The organism is Streptomyces sp. NPDC006430 (assembly GCF_040612395.1).
Classification (GTDB): Bacteria; Actinomycetota; Actinomycetes; order Streptomycetales; family Streptomycetaceae; genus Streptomyces.
In genome coordinates, this window is the sequence record NZ_JBEXQA010000001.1 from 404,167 (window position 1) to 420,179 (window position 16,013).

12 protein-coding genes and 1 pseudogene are annotated in these 16,013 nt (G+C 72.2%); 8 read left to right on the forward strand and 5 right to left on the reverse strand.

All coding sequences use genetic code 11. From position 1 onward, the window contains the following. Positions 1-7: 7 nt before the first annotated feature. Positions 8-841: a maleylpyruvate isomerase family mycothiol-dependent enzyme gene (locus tag ABZZ20_RS01905; RefSeq protein ID WP_356865670.1), complete on the forward strand. Its 834-nt coding sequence runs from the start codon at positions 8-10 to the stop codon at positions 839-841. A gap of 366 nt (positions 842-1,207) precedes the next feature. Beyond that, the gene (locus tag ABZZ20_RS01910) at positions 1,208-1,708 is read left to right on the forward strand and encodes a hypothetical protein (protein ID WP_356865672.1); all 501 of its coding nucleotides are present in this window, start codon (positions 1,208-1,210) and stop codon (positions 1,706-1,708) included. Positions 1,709-1,736: 28 nt separating this feature from the next. Here the strand turns inward: ABZZ20_RS01910 and kstD are convergent, their stop codons facing one another. Further along, positions 1,737-3,422: a 3-oxosteroid 1-dehydrogenase gene (kstD, locus tag ABZZ20_RS01915; RefSeq protein ID WP_356866124.1), complete on the reverse strand. Its 1,686-nt coding sequence runs from the start codon at positions 3,420-3,422 to the stop codon at positions 1,737-1,739. 451 nt (positions 3,423-3,873) lie between these two features. Continuing rightward, positions 3,874-4,998, reverse strand: a complete 1,125-nt coding sequence (locus ABZZ20_RS01920; protein WP_356865674.1) for an aminoglycoside phosphotransferase family protein — start codon at positions 4,996-4,998, stop codon at positions 3,874-3,876. A gap of 229 nt (positions 4,999-5,227) precedes the next feature. Between ABZZ20_RS01920 and ABZZ20_RS01925 the strand changes: the two genes are divergently transcribed. Beyond that, the gene (locus ABZZ20_RS01925) at positions 5,228-6,715 is read left to right on the forward strand and encodes a hypothetical protein (protein ID WP_356865676.1); all 1,488 of its coding nucleotides are present in this window, start codon (positions 5,228-5,230) and stop codon (positions 6,713-6,715) included. 126 nt (positions 6,716-6,841) lie between these two features. Here ABZZ20_RS01925 and ABZZ20_RS01930 read toward each other — a convergent pair whose 3' ends face one another. Together ABZZ20_RS01930 and ABZZ20_RS01935 are read right to left on the reverse strand one after the other, a co-directional pair. Further along, complete coding sequence (locus tag ABZZ20_RS01930) at positions 6,842-8,293, reverse strand: SpoIIE family protein phosphatase (RefSeq protein WP_356865678.1); 1,452 nt, start codon at positions 8,291-8,293, stop codon at positions 6,842-6,844. A gap of 185 nt (positions 8,294-8,478) precedes the next feature. Beyond that, positions 8,479-8,727: an SCO4226 family nickel-binding protein gene (locus ABZZ20_RS01935; RefSeq protein WP_356865680.1), complete on the reverse strand. Its 249-nt coding sequence runs from the start codon at positions 8,725-8,727 to the stop codon at positions 8,479-8,481. A gap of 604 nt (positions 8,728-9,331) precedes the next feature. Between ABZZ20_RS01935 and ABZZ20_RS01940 the strand changes: the two genes are divergently transcribed. Beyond that, positions 9,332-10,810, forward strand: a complete 1,479-nt coding sequence (locus tag ABZZ20_RS01940; RefSeq protein ID WP_356865682.1) for a helix-turn-helix domain-containing protein — start codon at positions 9,332-9,334, stop codon at positions 10,808-10,810. A 51-nt stretch (positions 10,811-10,861) separates the two neighbouring features. Next, entirely contained in the window at positions 10,862-12,811 is a 1,950-nt protein-coding gene (locus tag ABZZ20_RS01945) for an APC family permease (RefSeq protein WP_356865684.1), read from the forward strand. Between the two features lie 15 nt (positions 12,812-12,826). Here the strand turns inward: ABZZ20_RS01945 and ABZZ20_RS01950 are convergent, their stop codons facing one another. Continuing rightward, positions 12,827-14,083: a helix-turn-helix domain-containing protein gene (locus tag ABZZ20_RS01950; protein WP_356865686.1), complete on the reverse strand. Its 1,257-nt coding sequence runs from the start codon at positions 14,081-14,083 to the stop codon at positions 12,827-12,829. Positions 14,084-14,331: 248 nt separating this feature from the next. On the opposite strand from ABZZ20_RS01950, the pseudogene ABZZ20_RS01955 reads away from it, so the two are divergent. The 3 genes and pseudogenes from ABZZ20_RS01955 to ABZZ20_RS01965 form a co-directional block, all read left to right on the forward strand. After that, a pseudogene (locus tag ABZZ20_RS01955) lies at positions 14,332-14,541 on the forward strand (helix-turn-helix domain-containing protein); the annotation flags it as partial. 284 nt (positions 14,542-14,825) lie between these two features. After that, positions 14,826-15,227, forward strand: coding sequence for a hypothetical protein (locus tag ABZZ20_RS01960; protein WP_356865688.1), 402 nt, complete (start codon positions 14,826-14,828; stop codon positions 15,225-15,227). Beyond that, positions 15,224-16,009 (forward strand): transcriptional regulator, encoded by a 786-nt coding sequence (locus tag ABZZ20_RS01965; RefSeq protein WP_356865690.1) that lies wholly within the window; start codon positions 15,224-15,226, stop codon positions 16,007-16,009. The genes ABZZ20_RS01960 and ABZZ20_RS01965 overlap by 4 nt, the downstream gene beginning before the upstream one ends. The last annotated feature ends 4 nt before the right edge of the window (positions 16,010-16,013 follow it).

The following is a 16,013-nucleotide window of genomic DNA, read 5'->3' on the forward strand; positions in this document are numbered from 1 at the left end:
GACGTCCATGGATCATAACGAGAGGCTCTCCCACTTCCACGACGAGACACTGGCATTCGAGAAGGCAGTCCAGCGGGCGATCGCCGACGCGGGCGACGGCCCGCTCCCCCTGGTGCCCTCCTGCCCCGGCTGGTCGGTGTCCGACCTGCTCGGGCACCTGGGCGCGGTGCACCGCTTCGTCGGTCGCATCCTGCACGACCGGCTCTCCGAAGCCCCGGACCGCACCGACCCCGCCCTCTTCGAGCACCCCGAGGGCCCGGCGGCGCGCGCGGCCTGGCCGCTGCCGGAGCAGGCGCCGAACCGCGGGCCGTTGCCGGAGGCAGTGGGGGAATGGTTCGCGGAGGGTGCGCGGAGGCTGGAGGGCCACTTCCGCGCGCTGGGCCCGGACGTACCGGTGTGGACCTGGTCCCCGCACACCGCGGACCACACCAGCGGCTTCTGGCTCCGCATGCAGACCATCGAGCTGGCGGTGCACCGCTGGGACGCCGAGTCCGCGACGGGTCCGGCGGTGCCGATCCACACGGACATCGCCGTGGACGCGGTACCGCAGAGCTTCGAGACGATGGCCCCGTTCCGCCGGACGTGGACCGACGCGCCGGCGGGGCGGGGGGAGCGGTACCGCTTCCGGCGGACGGACGGGCCGGAGTCCTGGACGGTCACGTTCTTGGGCGAGGAGGTCCGGGTGGAAAACGGGGGCACGGACCCGGTGGACGTCGAGGCCGCGGGCACCGCCTCGGACCTGCTGCTCTTCCTGTGGCAGCGGACACCGGCGGCTGCGCTCCGGGTCACGGGTGACGAGGACATGCTGACGCACTACTTCACCCTGGTCCCCCCGGTGTAGTGCTGTGGCCGGGAAGGTTTGCTGGTGGGCCCGCGGCGTGCGGTGCGGTGCATCGCGAGGCGGAGGGTCACGACTCGTACGTACGTGCGTGGTCCGACAACGCGGCGAGGCGCCGTGCCGGCGTCGCGGCCGGTGAACCTCTCCGGTCACAGCACTATCCTGCGCCGTCGCTTCCGCGCGGAGGTGGGGAGCCGGGCGGACGAACGAGGACGGTGGGGAACGGCGGGGCGGGAGGGGGCTCCGCGCCCCGGCGCCCCCGCGGGCCCGCTCGGGCGGCCTCCGTTCCGGTGGGTTCCGCCTCGGCGCCCCGGCGCCCCCGGGGAGGGCCCGGGGCCGGAAAGCCGCCCGGCCACGTACCATGGCGGCATGTCCTTCCTCCGCCGCAACCGCGCCGCCACTCCCGCCGGCCCGGACTTCGACGTCCTGGCCATGGACCCGGGGGACTGGCCGGGCAATCTCGGGGCCGGGCTGCTGCCCGCGCCCGACGGCACCTGCCAGGGCGTCTTCCTCCGCTACGACCTGTTCGGCGGACGCGGCCCCGCAATGATCATCGGCAACCTCCCCGAGGGCTCTCCGGCCCGGGACCTCGCCGAGGGCCAGGTCCCCTTCGAGGTGGCCCAGCTCCTCGACGCCCTCGAGAACGAGGAGGACGTCCAGGTCGCCGGTGTCGAGGACTGCCCCGTCATGCAGGGCGACAACCTCCTCATCGTCCGGAAGATCAAGCTCTCCGAGGGCCGGATCAGCTGCGTCCAGTTCGACCGCAGCGACAACGTGCTGGTCACCATCGCCAGCTGGGACCGGCCCATCACCGACGACCTGTACGCCCTCCTGAAGCCGCTCCCCGCCGAGCTCTTCCAGCAGGGATGAGCCCGGTCGGCGGCCACGCGGTCGGCGGCTACGCGTCTGCGATGTCATTCGCCGCCACGTAACCGAACGTCATCGCGGGGCCGATCGTCGATCCCGCCCCCGCGTAGCTGTGGCCCATCACCGCCGCGCTCGCGTTGCCCGCCGCCCACAGGCCCCGGATCACCGAGCCGTCCGGGCGCAGCGCGCGGGCCCGCGCGTCCGTGACGATGCCGCCCTTCGTGCCCAGGTCACCCGGCACGATCTTGAAGGCGTAGAACGGCGGGGCCCAGACCGGGGCCAGGCACGAGTTCGGCTGCACGCCCGGATCCGTGTAGTAGTGGTCGTACGCCGTGTCACCCCGGTGGAAGTCGGGGTCGGTCCCGTTCCACGCCTGTGCGTTGAACCGGTTCAGGGTGGCGCGCAGCGCCGCCGCCGGCACCCCGATCTGGCCGGCGAGCGCGTCCCAGGTCCACGCCCTCTTCGCCGCGCCCGCCTCGTACCAGGCGTCCGGAAAGACGAGGGTCGGCAGGACGTCCTTGAACAGGTACTTGTTGCGGTAGTTCTGATCCACGATCAGCCAGGCCGGAATGTGCGAGCCGGTCGCCGCCCGGTCCTTCTCGTACATCACGTGCACCACATCGCTGTACGGCGCGGCCTCGTTGACGAACCGCGCCCCCGCCCCGTTCACGATCAGCCCGCCAGGCAGGGTCCGTTCGGCCAGACAGAAGTACGGCTCACCCGGCAGCGGGATCGACGGACCCCACCAGGCGTCCTCCATCAGCGCCAAGGCCGCGCCGGCCCGCTGCCCCGCCCGGATGCCGTCGCCGGTGTTCTCCCGGGCGCCCACCGACCACTGGGTGCCAATGGGCTGCTGCTGGTACTGCGCCCGCATCTCCGCGTTGTGCTCGAACCCGCCCGAGCCGATGACCACCCCCCTCCGGGCCCTTACGACACCCCGTACGCCCTCCTTCTCCACCACGACCCCGGTGACCGCCCCGCCCTCCTGTACCAGGTCGACGAGCGGGCTGTTCAGCCATACGGGCACCCCGGCCTGCAGCAGCCCGGCCCGCAACCCGGCCGCCAGCGCCTGGCCCATGGTGAGCGGCTCCTCGCCGCACAGCGCCGCCTTCGTGCCGCGCGCCAGGCACTCGGTGGACACCGCCAGTCCTCTGGCGTTCACGGCCGCGAGGTTCAGCCACTTGTAGTCCTGGCTGAACACCACCATCCCGGCGGGCACCGGCATGTACGCCGGGTTCAGACGGGCGAGCTCGGGGCCCAGGACGTGGCCGTCGATTTGATCGGGCTCGATGGACCTACCGTTCGGCAACCCACCCGGCAGGTTCGGGTAGTAGTCGCTGTACCCGTCCATGTACCGGAAGCGCAGCGGGCTGTTGGCCATCACGAAGTCCAGCATCCGCGGTCCGTTTGCCAGGAAGGCCGCCTGGCGGTCGGCCGGCACGTCGGGCCCGACCACCGCCGCGAGGTACGCCGCCGCCTTCTGCGGTGTGTCCGGCACTCCCGCGGCCAGGATCACCGAGTTGTTCGGCAGCCAGATCCCGGCCCCGGAACGCGCCGCCGATCCGCCGAAGGTCGGAGCCTTCTCGACGACGAGCACGCTCAGACCCCGCTTGGCGGCGGTGAGCGCGGCGGTCATCCCGGATGCGCCGGACCCGACCACGACGACGTCGTACTCGCCGAGCGGGGCCCCGCCGTCGGCGCCGGCCGCCCGCGCCATGGCGGACGGCAGCACGGTGGCGACGAGCGCCCCCGCCCCGGCCCCCGCGAGGACCGTCCGGCGGGAGGGCGCGGCAGGGTTCGCGGGCTCGGGGCGGCCGGGTCCGGGGCGCGCCGGCTCGGAACTGACCGGCTCGGAACTGACCGGCTCGGGCCCGGCCGGCTCGGGCCCGGCCGGCTCGGGCCTGACCGGCTCGGGGCTCGTGGGCGCGGGAGTCACGGGATCGGGGCTTGCGGACATGGGCAGGCTCCAGCGGAGTGGGGAGGGCGGGTAAGGCGGGGATGGCGGCTCCAGCACGTCTGATGCTGAGTCAGAAAAGGTGTTCGCGGGATCATGTGATGTCAAGGCACGCGCAAGGGTGGCCTGCCGGCCCCACACGCACGAAATCCCGTGGTACGCACACCACATGCGTACACCACGGGATTTTCGTACGGGGTTCGGACCGCCGGGATCAGCGGGTTCCGACCGCCGCTCGGACGGCCCTGCGGGCCATGCCGCAGTCGTCGTGCAGGCGGCGCAGCAGCAGTCGCTGCTCCTCGCCCGAGGACAGGGCGCCCGCTGCCAGGGGCTGGGTCGGGGCGGTCGCCAGCATGGAGCGCTGGACCGCGGTCTCGCACATCCGGATCTCCCGGGTCAGTACGAGCATCAGGTTGACCAGGAAGGCGTCCCGGGCGGCCGCGCCGGCCGACTGGGCGAGCCTGCTGATCTGACTGCGGGCGGCCGGGGCGTCGCCCAGGACCGTCCACAGCGTGGCCAGGTCGTATCCGGGCAGGTACCAGCCCGCGTGCTCCCAGTCGACCAGCACCGGGCCGGCCGGTGACAGCAGCAGGTTCGACAGGAGCGCGTCGCCGTGGTTGAACTGCCTCTGGACGCCGGACAGTTTCAGCCCGCTCAGCAGCTTCTGGAGATCACCCAGATCCCGGTCGGTCAGCAGCCCCAGCTCGTGGTACCGGGCCACCCGCTGCGGGTAGTTCAGCGGATCCCCGAACAGCTCGGTCGGCGGACGCCACTGGTTCACCCGGCACACCGCGCCCAGGGCGGCCCGTACGTCGGCCCGCGGCGGAGCCTCCACGGGATGCCGCTGCAATGCCGCGACCCGGCCCGCCATCCGTTCGACCACCAACGTGCAGTTCTCGGGGTCCGCGGCGATCAGCCGAGGCACCCGGACCGGCGGGCGGTGTCGGACGAACGCCCGGTACGACGCTATTTCGTGCCGGTACCGCTCGCGCCACTCGGAGGAATGGTCCAGTAAAACCTTGGCGACCGCGGTCATCCGACCCGTCGTCCCCACCAGGAGGACGGACCGGCCGCTGCGCCGCAGAACCTGTACGGGCGCGAACTCCGGACAGATCCTCTGTACCGAGGCCAGCGCGGTGCGCAGCTGTGCTCCCTGCGGCCCCGACAGGTCGATTCTTCCGCTGAGCGGCTGTGGTCCGTTCCCCGGCATCCGACGCGCCCGAACGGCGCCCTGCGCCACGGCCGCCGGGCGGCCGGGGTCGAGGTAGGGGCCGCTGCCCGCCTGGAGCGTGCGGTGCGGCCGGACCGGGGCGGACACGGAGGACGTTGCTGCGTACATGGCGTTACGGATCCCTTCGTGCGCCGACGAGTTGCGTACGCCGCCCCGCCGATCCCGTACTTCACCCTGGGGAGTTCCGCCGGTGACCGGGTCGGGGAGGCGCATTCCTACCTGACACCCGGCTGTGGGTGGCGGACCATCTTGCGCGGCCTGGCGAAGCCTGGCGAATAGTCGCTGGGCATCTGACAGCGGGCTAGGGTCAAGTCAGCCGAGAACCTGGGGGCTTGACGTGAGCAAAGGACCAAACACCCGCCTGAACGACCTGTTCGGCCTCGCCGGCTGGTCGAAGGGCGAACTCGCGAGGATGGTCAACCGGCAGGCGGCGGCCATGGGCCACCACCAGTTGGCCACCGACACCTCGCGGGTGCGGCGCTGGATCGACATGGGGGAGACCCCGCGCGAACCGGTTCCCACCGTACTGGCAGCCCTGTTCACCGAGCGGCTCGGTCGTGTCGTGACCATCGAGGACCTCGGGTTCGTACGGCAGCGGCGCACCTCCAAACGGCAGCCGGACGGGGCAAAGGAGAACCCCGACGGAATGCCCTGGGCGCCCGAACGCACAGCCGCGGTCCTCACCGAATTCACGGGAATGGACCTCATGCTCAACCGTCGCGGGCTGATGGGCGCGGGCGTCGTGCTCACCGCCGGATCCGCCCTCACCCATGCCATGAACGACTGGCTGCACACCGATCCCACCCCCACCCGCGCCAAGGCCCCGCAGCGCCACGGCGACTCCTTCCAGGCCGACCCGGCCAGCTACGACCGCTACGAGGCCGCCCCCATCGGCTCGGAGGAGATCGACGCGCTGGAGCGCTCGGTGGAGGTCTTCCGCGCCTGGGACGCGTCGAGAGGCGGCGGACTCCAGCGCAAGGCCGTGGTGGGCCAGCTCAACGAGGTCGGCGGGATGCTCGCCTACCATCACCCCGACCACCTGCAGCGGCGACTGTGGGGGGTGGCGGCCAACCTGGCGGTGCTGGCGGGCTGGATGTCGCACGACGTGGGCCTCGAACCCACCGCGCAGAAGTACTTCGTCATCGCCGCCCACGCCGCCCGTGAAGGCGGCGACCGGCCGCGCGCCGGCGAGGCGCTGTCCCGGGCCGCCCGCCAGATGGTGCACCTGGGCAAGCCCCACGAGGCCCTCGACCTCATGAAGCTGGCACAGTCCGGCTCCGGCGAGCGGACCCTGCCACGCACCCGCGCCATGCTGCACACCATCGAAGCCTGGGCGCAGGCCGCCATGGGCAAGGGCCAGGCCATGCGCCGCACCCTCGGCGAGGCGGAGGACCTGTTCGTGTCGGACAAGGGCGACGTACCCCCGCCCTCCTGGATGCAGAACTTCGACGAGGCGGACCTGCACGGCATGCAGGCCCTGGCCTTCCGCACCCTCGCCGAACACGAACCCTCGGCCGCCCCGATCGCGCAGCGCCATGCCAGGGAGGCCCTGCGGCTGCGGTCCGGTGGCCACCAGCGCTCGCAGATCTTCGACTACATCTCCATGGCCTCGGCGTGCTTCATCGCCGACGACCCGGAGCAGGCCGACCGCTACGCCCGGCTCGCGCTGGTCTCGATGAACGAGACCTCCTCGCACCGGACCTGGGACCGGCTACGCGAGATGTACCGGCTGACCGGCCAGTACGCGGGGTACGGGCGCATCGAGGACCTGCGCGAGGAGATCAAGCTGGCCCTGCCGAACAGCCCGACGCAGCGCAACGCCTAGGTGTACCCGTGCGCGTACCGGCATCGACACCCGTACGGAGACGAGAAGGGCCACGCCTCCTGCGCGGCCCCGAAGCAGTACCCGTAGCGGTGTCCGTAGCAGTCTCCGCCCGTCCGTGGTCGGCGCTCAGACCCCGGCCCTGGCCGCCCCGACCCGGGCCACCAGGACGCAGGCGTCGTCCTCGCGCTCGCTCCGACCGAACTCCTCCACCACCATCCGCACGCAGTCCTGCGCCGACCGCGCGCCCGTGAACCGGGGTGCGAGGGCCAGCAGCCGTTCGGTCCCGTCCGCCCGGCCGAACTCGATGCTGTGCGGCGTCAGTGCATCCGTGTGCAGGACGAGTACGTCGCCCGGCTCCAGCCGTTCCTCGGCCTGCCCGTACGCCGCTCCGAAGGTCGCGCCCAACAACACGCCCTCCGGCGGCTGTAGGGCGCGGCCCGAGCCGCCGCGGAACAACAGCGGCGCGGGGTGGCCGGCCTGCGCCCAGGACAGTAAGCGGCGCTCGGGATCGTAGCGGCAGCACACGGCCGAGCCGAGCGTCGGCTGCACCGAGGCTTCGAGGAGCTGGTTGAGCCAACCCATCAACGGGCCCGGTTCGATCCCAGCCATGGCCATGCCGCGCAGGGCGCCGAGCAGCATCGCCATCCCGGAGGTGGCGGTCACCCCGTGACCGGTCAGATCGCCCACGGTCAACAGGGAGCAGCCGCCTGGCAGTTCCAGCGCGTCGTACCAGTCGCCGCCGACCAGGGCGCTGGTCGCGGAGGGGAGGTAGTGCGCGGCCACGTCGAGCGCGCCGGTGGTGTGGTGCGGGAACCGCAGGGAGCCGCGCCACGGGGGGAGCACGGCTTCCTGCAGCTCGACCGCCAGCCGGTGTTCGGTCTGCGCGATCTCCTGCCGGCGCTGGAGCGAGTCACGGGACTCGCGTACGGCGCGCTGGCTACGGCGCAGTTCACTCACGTCCCGCAGCACGGCCCACATGGAGGCCGTGCAGCCGTCGGAGTCGAGCACCGGCTCGCCTCTCATGTGCAGCGTCCGGACCCGGCCGTCGGCGCGGACGATGCGGAACTCGCCGTCGATCGGTTTGCCGTCGACCAGGCAGGCCGTCACCATCGCGGTCAATAACGGCTGGTCCTCGGAGAAGAGGGTGGAGCCGAGCTCGTCGAGGGGGAGGGGGCCCGCCTCGGATGACCGGCCGAAGATCTGGAACAGCTCCTCGGACCAGCTGACTTCGTCGGTGAGCAGGTTCCACTCGGCGCTGCCGACGCGGGTCTGCTGGACCTCCGGGCCGGTCGCGGACGCCGCGTGCGGCAGTTCGTCGAGGTCGGCGGTGGGGAGGTCGGCGGTGGACGCCAGTCCCTCCTTGAGCTGGCCCAGGTGCTCGCGCAGGTCGTCGAGGTGGTGTACGGCGAGGTCGCACAGCGCGCGCTGCCAGCGGCCCCGGGCGTCGTCTTCGTCCACGGTGTCGCGGCGCACCGCGTCCACCTCGCCGCGCAACCGCCGGGTCTGTGAGATCAGTGCGTCCACCGACCCAGGCTCGGGCGGCTGCGCGGGACGGTCCGCGAACAGGTGGGACGGCATGAGAACTCCGATACAGGCGCGGCACGGCCAAGTCTGAAGGAAGGACCGGTTACGACTGTGGCACAGGCCACGACGGCCTGTAAGGAGTTTGGCAACATCCGCAAAGGGCTTGCTCCAGGCATATGCCAAAGGCCTTTCAGCCTCTACCCGCCCGTACGAATACTTCCGGCCAAGGGTCGGCGGAGCTAGACGGACAGCGGCACCGGGTGCACCTCCGCAGCCGGGTGGCCGGTCAGCTTGTGGATGCGCTGGACGGCATCCGCGGAGGGCGCCTCGGAGAGGCAGTACACCGTCCCCGACTCGGGGTCGGCCCAGGCGTGCTTGAAGTGCACGCCTTCCTGCGCCTCAACCTCCAGGTCCGCCCGGTGGGCGGCCGCCAGCTGCTCGGCGGTGATGCCCTTCATGCCGGTGTGCACATCCATGAAGGTCGCCATGGCCGCACACCTCCTCACTGTCTCGGTGGGTACCTGGTCTGCTCCTCCCATCGTCCACCTGCGGCCTGAATCCCGCTGATCCGAAGCGACGCTTCGCTCGTACGAGCGAGATGAACGAACGGGTGGACCGCCGCACGCCGGCCGTCAGCTCCGGGGCGGTACCCCTCGAACGGAGGACCCGCCCTGCGCCTTCGCTCCCACCGCGCCGGCGATCGTTACCCTACGTGTCGGTAATGAATCGGGAAGGGCCGTACGCGGGCCCCGTCCATGGGTAGGGACAGCAGCATGACCGGGCAGAGCCGTCGTTCCCTCCGCACCCACCTCGGCAAGGTGCCGACACTGGCCCTCGTCACCCTCGGCGTGCGTCGGACGAGAGCGAGAGGGGGCCCCGGCGACTCCCCCGTCGTTCCCGGGGCCCGACCGCTCGTGGCCCAATCTTGGCGGGCGGCGGCCGGCGCAGCAGGATCCGTCCTGCCCAGTGAGAGGGCGAGACGGGTGTCAGGACGCACAGTGGGCGGCGGGTGGTCGAATGCGGCGGCGTGATCCGGACCGTAGGGAACCTCCCGTTTCGCAGCTTCGCGCCCCGATGATTCCCGCCCCACTGATGCCGGCGACGACGTCCTCGGCCACGGACCGGTCCCGCATCCGCTCCGAAGACGTGCTCAAGGTGCACCGGCTCGCCCACTTCGGAGGCTCGGCCGCGGTGGTGCAGTGGCTCGGCGCCCGGCTGGGCGGCTGGACCGGAGTGGTGGACGGCGCGGTAGCCACCGCTCCCGAGCTCGCCCGCCGCGGAGCCGCGGAGATGGCCGCCCGGGGCGTACGGTCGGCCGTCCTGCACGGCGAGGGTTCGGCCGCCCTGCTGTTCGCGCTGGACGACGGCCGGGCGCTGGCCGCCGTACTGGACCTGCCGCACCCCCCGGGAGCCTCCGTGCTGCTCGCGGACGCCGCCGTACCGCTCGCCCTGGTCCTGCGCGCCGAAGAGGCCGAGCGCCGCGAGGAACGGGCCGAGCTCGCCGAATCGCGGGCCCGCGAGGCCGTCCTGCACCTGCTGATGAACGGCCGGCTCTCCACCGCCCATCAGATCGCCGGAACGCTGCACCCCCCGTTGCCCGAGCCGATGCGGCTGTACGTGGTCGAATGCCGGGCCGGTCAGCGGGGCGAGGTGGCCCGGCTCTGCGAGGAACTGACGGCCGGCCGGGCCTGGACCGTGCGCTGCCCGGTGTACGTGCGCCACCTCATCGTGCTCGTCCCGGGCGATCCGGCGGCCACCTCGGCCGAACGCGATCCGCTGGCCGAGGCGCTCGTGGCGGTGGCCGGGGACTGCGCGGTCGGGGTCAGCGGACAGCTGGGGCTGCGCGAGGCCCCGGCCGCCTACACGCAGGCCTTCCACGCCCTGGCCGTCGCCCGCAGCCGCGGTGAGCGGTACGCCCGCTTCGGCCCTGGGCCCGAGGTGGAGCTGGCCGCCCACGCGGCCGGAACCGGCTGGGCGCGGGCCCTGCTCGCGCCGCTGCACGGCTACGCACCCCGGCGCCCCCAGGACCCCGGCGCACAGGAACTGCGGGCCACCGCCCACGCCTGGCTGGACTTCGCCTCGCACGCGACCCGGCTGCTGAAGATCCACCGCAATACCTTGGCCACCCGGCTGCGCCTGATCGAGTCGGTGCTCGACGTGGACCTCGCGCGGCTTCCCGAGCAGGCGGCGCTCTCGCTCGCGCTGCGGCTTACCCAGGGCGGAGCGGGTGGCGGGGCAGGGTCCCTCCTCGACCGCGAGGGCGCCACTCCCGCCGACCTGGACGGTGTACTGCGTCATCCCGACCTGGCGGCCTGGGCCCGGACGCACCTGGCGCCGCTGACGGGTCCGGACGCCCCGCCCCGGGCCCGGGAGACCGTACGGGAGTGGCTGCGCCACGACGCCCATCTGGTGCCGACAGCAGCCGCGCTCGGCATCTCGGTGCCGGGCACGCGCAAGCGGCTGACCCGGATCGAGGTCCTCCTGGACCGCTCGCTGCTCCAGTCGCCGAGCGCGCGCTACGACCTGTGGCTGGCTCACCGGGCCGAGGAACTGGCCGGGCTCGCGGCATGACACAGCCTCACATAGGGTCACATTTAGTGGAATATGCACGATCATTCCGAGATGAGGCGTATCAATCTCAAGCGCGTGCTGGTGGGCGAACCCCTCGACACCGCGCGGCTGGGCGAGACCCTGCTCCCCAAACGGCTCGCACTGCCGATCTTCTGTAGCGACCCGCTCTCCTCCGTGGCCTACGCCACCGAGGAGATCCTGCTGATCCTCGCTCTCGGCGGCGTCACGTTGCTGCACCTCACCTGGTACGCGGCCGCCGCCATCGTCTTCCTGCTGGTGGTGGTCGTCGCCTCGTACCGACAGACCTGCCACGCCTACCCCGGTGGGGGCGGTGCCTACGTCGTGAGCTCCGAGAACCTCGGCCAGACCGCCGCTCTGACCGCCGCCAGTGCGCTGCTCGTCGACTACGTGCTGACCGTCGCCGTCTCCGTGGTCTCCGGCGTGGCCGCCATCACCTCCGCCGTCCCCTCTCTCGGCGACCACGAAGTCGCCCTGTCGGTGGGGTTCGTGATGCTGCTGATGCTGATGAACCTGCGCGGTGTACGGGAGTCGGGCCGCGTCTTCGCCGTTCCGACCTACGGCTTCGTCCTGGTCATCTACCTCATGTTCGCCGTGTCGGCGGTCCGGATCGCGAGCGGCCAGACCATCCGCGCCGAGTCCGCCGGATTCCCGATCACCGCAGAAGCCACCTTCACCGGCCTGGGCCTGGTGCTCCTCACGATGCGCGCCTTCGCCTCGGGCTGTACGGCGCTGACCGGTGTCGAGGCGATCAGCAACGGCGTGCCGGCGTTCCGGAAACCCAAGAGCCGCAACGCCGCGAACACCCTTGCCGCGATGGGCGCCCTCTCGGTCACGATGTTCCTCGGGATCACGGTCCTCGCCATGGTGTACAAGGTGCACGTAGCCGCCGACCCCACGGAACTGGGGCTCCCGCCCGGCACGCCGATGTCGACCGCGCTCGCCCAGATCGGCCGCGCCACCTTCGGTGACTGGCACTTCCTGTTCTACCTGCTCCAGGCGGTCACCGCGGGCGTGCTGATCCTCGCCGCCAACACCGCCTTCAACGGCTTCCCGATGCTCGCCTCGATCCTGGCCAAGGACAGGTATGCGCCGCGCCAGCTCTTCAACCGCGGCGACCGGCTCGTCTACTCCAACGGCATCGTGCTGCTCGCGCTCGCCGCCGGCGCCCTCATCGTCGCCTTCGACGCCGAGCTGACCCGCCTCATCCAGCTCTACATCATCGGAGTCTTCGTCTCCTTCACCCTCTCGCAGGCGGGCATGGTCCGGCACTGGAGGCGGGAACTCGCCTCGCCCGCCACGCCCGGGGAGGAGCGGATCCACATCCACCGCCGGCTCGGGATCAACGCGGTCGGCGCCACCCTGACCGCGCTGGTCCTGATCATCGTCCTGATCACCAAGTTCACGCACGGCGCCTGGCTGGTCGTCATCGCGATGCCCGTGCTGTTCCTCGGCATGAAGGGGATCCGCCGGCACTACGACCGGGTCGCGGCCCAGGTCGCCGTGGTCCCCGGGGTGACACCGCGCAAACCCTCCCGCCACCACGTCCTCGTGCTGGTCTCCGCCGTGCAGGCTCCCACGCTGAAGGCCCTCGGCTACGCGCTCGCGCTACGGCCGGACACCCTGACCGCCGTCACGGTAGCCGCCGACGAGGAGACGGCGCAGCGGCTGCGCGGGGCGTGGGCGGAGCACGCCCCGGGGGTGGCGCTGAAGATCCTGCACTCCCCGTACCGCGAGGTGGTCGGGCCGGTGCTCGCGCACGTGCAGGAGCTCGCCGCCGAGGGGACGGACATGCTGTCCGTGGTGATCCCCGAGTTCGTGGTCGGCCGCTGGTGGGAGCAACCCCTGCACAACCAGAACGCGCTGCGTTTGAAGGCGAGGCTGCTGTTCACCCCGGGGATCGCAGTGATCGACGTACCCTACCTGCTGGAATCGGCCAGGTCCGCCGTACCGCCCGAGCCGGCGGCGCCGCCGACCCCCTAGCCGGGCGGGCCCCGTTCACCTGTTTCGGCGCGACGGGCGTCCGGGCGGCCTCGGGCCGGCCGGGGCCGGCTCGCCCGCGGCCCGCTGGAGCACCGCCGCGTGGGCCAGCGCCAGTTCCACCACGTGCGCGGGGTCGGACAGGGTGCGGCCGGTCAGGTGCTCCAGGCGGCGCAGTCGGTTGGAGACGGTGTTGCGGTGGCAGAACAGCCGCCCGGCGGCGTACGTCGTCGAGCCCTGGCAGGCCAGCCAGGTACCCAGCGTGTTCAGCAGCACCCGGCAGTCCTCTGCGGGAAGTGCCAGCACCGGCCCCAGCACCACCTGCCGCAGCCGACCGGCGAGCTCGGCCTGGGAGGCGACCAGCGCCGTCGGCAGTCGCTCGTCCAGCAGGGCGGTGAACGGGCCACCGGACACGGGGGCGGTGCGCAGCGCGAGCGCTGCCAGCCAGCGCGCCCGGGCCAGGTCGCCGGGGGCCTCCACGACCGGGCTGACCCCGGCCCGCACTCCGAGCGGATCCAGCAGCTCCCGTACGGACTCCAACGGATGGTGGCCCAGGTCCACCAGGCCGGTTTCCCCGTCGGCCCGGATCCGCCACAGCACGCGCAGGCCGCTCGCCGTCGGATCGGCACCGGGCCGGCCGGAACCGCCGGGGACGCCCCCGCCCCCCGACCCCTGGGTGCCGCCGGAGCCGAGCACGACGACCGCGAACCGCCCGCGCTCCGCAAGCCCCAACTGGGCCGCAGCCTCCGAGACCGCCGGCCCGTCCGGCAGCCCCGCACCGTCCAGCAGCGCGTCCAGGAGGGCCGCCCGGCGCTCCCGGTCACGCTCGCAGCGCGCGGCCTCCGTGCAGCGGTACGCCTCGGCCACGGCGTCGGTCATCTGGTCCAGTACGTCCCACAGCGCGGACGCGGCCGGCAGCAGCCGGGGCAGTGCCGCCGGGTCGTGCGCGGTCACGGCCTCCGTGAGGGTCTGCCACAGCAGTCGCCCGCCGCGCCGGTAGGTGCGCAGCAGCGAGGCGAGCGGCAGACCCTGTTCGGCACGGAGCGTGCCGGTGGCCCGCGCGTCGGAGAGCTCCACGGGCAGGCCCCGGACGCTACGGACCAGGCCTTCGACGGACTGCCGCAGGTTGTGGTGGATCCGCTCGCGCAGCTCGGCCCGGCCGAGCAGGGCGGCGTACGAGGGATCCTCGGCCAGCGTCCGCTCGGCGAGCCGGTCCGCCGCCGAAGCGATTCGGCGGGACAGGTCCTCTCGTATCTCCTCGATGATCCGTTCCATGACCCGCAGGGTGACACGTGCGGGGGGCCGGTGGGGAGGGCCTGGACCCTGCCGGGTCTGCCGAGCTGTTCGAGAACCGCCCCGGCTCCGCACTCGAGACCTCCTCCCGCGGGGCCCCACCCAGTGCGATGTCCGGAGACGAAGCATGGTGATCTTATGCCCGGGCGTGCGCGAGTCAGCTGGGATTACGGGCGGTAAGCGACTTTCATGGGGGTGCCAGGCCTCGCACCGCAGCAGGGGGAGTATCCATGGGCACCGAAGGCAGTCAGAAGGACAGCGCACCCACCCTGATCGGTTCCGTGCAGCGTGCACTGCGCCTCGTGGAGGCGATGCACGCCGAGGGCGGGGCGACGGCGAAACGGCTCTCCCGCCTCACGGGTATTCCGCTGCCCACCGTCTACCACCTACTGCGCACCCTGAGCCACGAGGGGTACGTCCGGCACGAGGGCGGTTCCTTCCGGCTCGCGGACCATCTTCCGCTTGCTTCGTGAGCCCCCGTGCGCCTCTTGCGCCCGGCGAGTGGCCGGCGGGCGACCGGCGGGCCGTGACCGACGGTTTGACCCCGCGTGATCAACATTCGTGATCAGAAGTCGACCGGTTCCGGCCAAGCTGCCACGCGGTTCCGTGCATGTTCCCGCGGAAAATGCCAGAAGCCCCTTTCGCACTGTGGAAGTTGAGTAAGTTCCCTCCTGTCGCGCCGAAGACCGTGCACCACGCACGTCTGGCCGGGAGGGGAGCCCGCGTGCCCGGGATCGACGAATGCCTGCTCGAAGCCATGGCCCTGCCTGGTGCGCGGGGGGCCGCGCTGGTCGACTGGAGCAGCGGACTGGCCCTCGGCACCGCCGGGGAGTCGCCCGTCGGCGACCACGAGACCACCGCCGCCGAGACCGCCGAGCTGGCCCGGGCGGCGGCCGAGTACGAGTCCTTCGCCCAGGCGGTCCCGGAACCCGCACCGGGTGAAGCCGGCCAGCCCGTAGAGGACGTGATCGTCACCACCCGGACCGGATACCACGTCCTCCGCTTCGTCGAAACGAGCTTCGACAGCAGCGTCTTCCTCCACTTATGGCTCGACCGTACCGACGGCAACCTCGCGCTGGCCCGGCACAGACTCCGTGCGCTCGCCGAGGAGCTGGTGCTCAGATGACCCGCACGCAACTCAGTGGCCTTGCCGCCGTCTCCCCCTTGTTGAACCGGCTGGCCGCCGAGCGCGCCACCGGCGCCCTGCTCCGCGACCGCGGCACCCTCTTCCTGGAGGACGGCCGCGTCGTCCACGCCGAGAGCCCGGCCACTCCCGGCCTCGACGTCCTCCTCACGACCGGCGGAGGCCTTGCCCCCGAGCGGTGGCGCGAGGCGGTGGACCAGGCCGGTTCGCGCCGCCAGGTGGCCCGCTTCCTCGTGGACAGCGGCGGACTCGCCGGCGGCGAACTGGAGATATGCCACCTCGCCGCCATCTTCGACGCCGCCTTCTTCGCACTGTCCCCGGGCAGCGGGCCCTCCCGGTTCCGGCGCGGGGCCACCCACTGGATCGGCTCCGTGCGGTCGGTCCCGGCCGCCGCCGTCGAACGCGAGACCCGGCGCCGGCGGGAACTGCTCGACGCGGTCTGGCCGTACCCCTTGCTGGACACCTCCCCCGTAGTGCCCCGGGCCGCCGCCCCCGGACAAACCGTCACCGCCCGCCAGCGGATGCTACTGGCCCAGGCGGACGGCGTACGGACTCCCGCGGACCTCGCGTGGGTGCTGGGCAGGCCGGCGTTCCACACGCTGCTCGACGTACGGCGCCTCGCGGCGGCCGGATTGGTCGAGACTCCGCACCCACCGGTTCTGACACCAGCGGAAACACCCCTGCCCGACTGGATGACCGAGACCCAATCCCCGGACGTGGCGCTGCTTCGCCGGTTACGCGACGCACTGGAGGCAAGCCTGTGAGGCT